Source organism: Nitratireductor aquimarinus (assembly GCF_017255295.1).
Lineage (GTDB): Bacteria > Pseudomonadota > Alphaproteobacteria > Rhizobiales > Rhizobiaceae > Nitratireductor > Nitratireductor aquimarinus.
This window is the reverse complement of the sequence record NZ_JAFKDE010000023.1, coordinates 1-2,506: the sequence shown is the minus strand read 5'-3', so window position 1 is coordinate 2,506 and position 2,506 is coordinate 1. Positions and strand designations below refer to the sequence as shown.

The following is a 2,506-nucleotide window of genomic DNA, read 5'->3' as shown; positions in this document are numbered from 1 at the left end:
TGAGAACGGCGGTGGAAAACTAGACCACGGTAGCGGCTGGATTGTCCTGCTGCGGGCGGCTGAAAAGTCGTCCACTTTTTCCCTTTTCTGCTTGGCGCAGGGAGGGACGAGGGATCTACACCGTGGAATTATATCTGAAGGTTCGAGTTGCTTGCGACGGCGGTATGAGCCAGCGCGAAGCGTCGAAGCATTTCGGCATATCGCGCGACACGGTTCGCAAAATGATGACGTATTCGGTTCCTCCCGGCTATCGACGGCGGGCTCCGGTTCGGCGTCCAAAGCTGGAAGCTTTCATCCCAATCATTGACGGATGGCTTGAGGCGGATCGGACGGTTCCGCGCAAGCAGCGTCATACGGCCAAGCGGGTGTTCGACCGGCTCCGTGACGAACACGGGTTTGCTGGCGGGTACACGATTATCAAGGACTACATGCGTGATCGGGATCGGCGCGGCCAGGAGATGTTCGTGCCGCTGGCGCATCCTGCCGGGCATGGGCAGGCGGACTTCGGCGAGGCCGTGGTTGTCATCGGCGGCGTCGAGCAGAAGGCGCACTTCTTCGTGCTCGACCTGCCGCACAGCGATGCGTGCTATGTTCGCGCCTATCCTGCAGCCGTAGCAGAGGCATGGGTGGACGGCCATGTCCATGCCTTCGCCTTCTTCGGCGCTGTGCCGCAGTCGATCGTCTACGACAACGACCGCTGCCTGGTGGCAAAGATACTGCCCGACGGCACACGCAAGCGCGCGACACTGTTCAGCGGCTTCCTGTCCCACTACCTGGTCCGGGATCGTTATGGCCGCCCCGGCAAGGGCAATGACAAGGGCAGCGTCGAAGGTCTGGTCGGCTATGCCCGACGCAACTTCATGGTGCCGATCCCGTGCTTTGCGACGTGGGAAGACTTCAATCTGTGGCTTGAGGATCGATGCCGCAAGCGTCAGGGCGACCGGCTGCGTGGCGAGAGCGAGACGATCGGCGAGCGTCTGCAGCGTGACCTTGCGGCCATGCGGGCTCTGCCGGCTTCATCCTTCGATGCCTGCGACCAGGCCGGTGGCCGGGTCTCTTCCCAGGCGCTGGTGCGCTATAGGACCAACGACTACTCCGTTCCGGTCGCATATGGCCATCAAGATGTGTGGATCCGGGGCTATGTCGACGAGGTGGTGATCGGCTGCGGCGGTGAGACGATCGCCCGTCATCCGCGCAGCTATGAACGCGAAGAGGTTGTCTTCGATCCGCTGCATTACCTGCCGCTGATCGAGCAGAAGATCAATGCGCTCGACCAAGCGGCTCCTCTGCAGGGCTGGGAGCTGCCCGAGGCGTTCGCCAGACTGCGTCGCCTGATGGAAGCGCGGATGGGCAAGCAGGGCCGGCGCGCCTATGTGCAGGTGTTGCGCCTTCTGGAAAGCTTCGATCTGGCCGATCTGCATGCAGCTGTGAAGCAGGCGCTACACCTGGGTGCCATCAGCTTCGACGCCGTGAAGCACCTCGTCCTGTGCCGAGCGGAACGCAGGCCGCCAAAACTGGACCTCGACATCTATCCCTATCTGCCCAGAGCCACTGTCGAGAAGACGTCAGCCAAGGCCTATATGCGGCTGCTGAACCGCGAGGAGGAACCGGCATGAGCAGCGATGCTCCCGAACTTCTGCTCGCTCATCACCTCAAGGCGCTGAAGCTACCGACCTTCCTGCGCGAGCACCAGAAGCTTGCCCGACAATGTGCGGTCGAGGGTGTGGATCATGTCCGCTACCTTGCGCGGCTCGTCGAACTGGAACTAATCGACCGGGAACGGCGGATGGTCGAGCGTCGCATCAAGGCTGCAAAGTTCCCGGCAGCGAAAAGCCTCGACAGCTTCGACTTTACCGCCATTCCGAAGCTCAACAAGATGCAGGTGCTGGAACTGGCGCGCTGCGAATGGGTCGACAGGCGCGAGAATGTCATCGCGCTCGGACCCAGCGGCACGGGCAAGACCCATGTCGCGATCGGCCTCGGTCTGGCTGCCTGTCAGAAGGGATTGTCCGTTGGCTTCACCACGGCTGCCGCGCTCGTCAGCGAGATGATGGAGGCGCGTGATGAACGTCGTCTTCTGCGCCTCCAGAAGCAGGTGGCCGGCTACAAACTCCTGATCATCGACGAACTGGGCTTCGTTCCCCTGTCGAAAACCGGAGCCGAGTTGCTGTTCGAATTGATCTCACAGCGTTATGAGCGCGGCTCCACGCTGATCACCAGCAATCTGCCCTTCGATGAATGGACCGAGACGTTTGGGTCCGAGCGTCTCACCGGCGCGCTCCTCGACCGACTGACCCACCATGTCAGCATCCTCGAGATGAATGGCGACAGTTATCGCCTCGCGCAAAGCCGGGCCCGAAAAACCGCCAACCCTCATCAGTAAGATCGCCGACGCTGCAAGCGGGAAACTCTGGTCGGGCTACGCCCTCCCGACGTTCCCCGCTTGCAGCGCAAAGTGGACTACTTTTGCGCCGCCCAATGGCCGACTTTTACTCCGCCGTTGACA

The 2,506-nt window shown here is 61.7% G+C and carries 2 protein-coding genes; both read left to right on the top strand.

What is annotated here, in order from left to right; translation table 11 throughout:
- Positions 1 to 122: 122 nt before the first annotated feature.
- Positions 123 to 1,616 carry an IS21 family transposase gene (gene istA, locus JYP46_RS22010; RefSeq protein WP_206549369.1) on the top strand — a complete coding sequence of 498 codons (1,494 nt, stop codon included), beginning with the start codon at positions 123 to 125 and terminating at the stop codon, positions 1,614 to 1,616.
- Complete coding sequence (istB, locus tag JYP46_RS22005) at positions 1,613 to 2,383, top strand: IS21-like element helper ATPase IstB (protein WP_206549368.1); 771 nt, start codon at positions 1,613 to 1,615, stop codon at positions 2,381 to 2,383. Before istA ends, istB begins: the two co-directional genes overlap by 4 nt.
- Positions 2,384 to 2,506 lie beyond the last annotated feature (123 nt).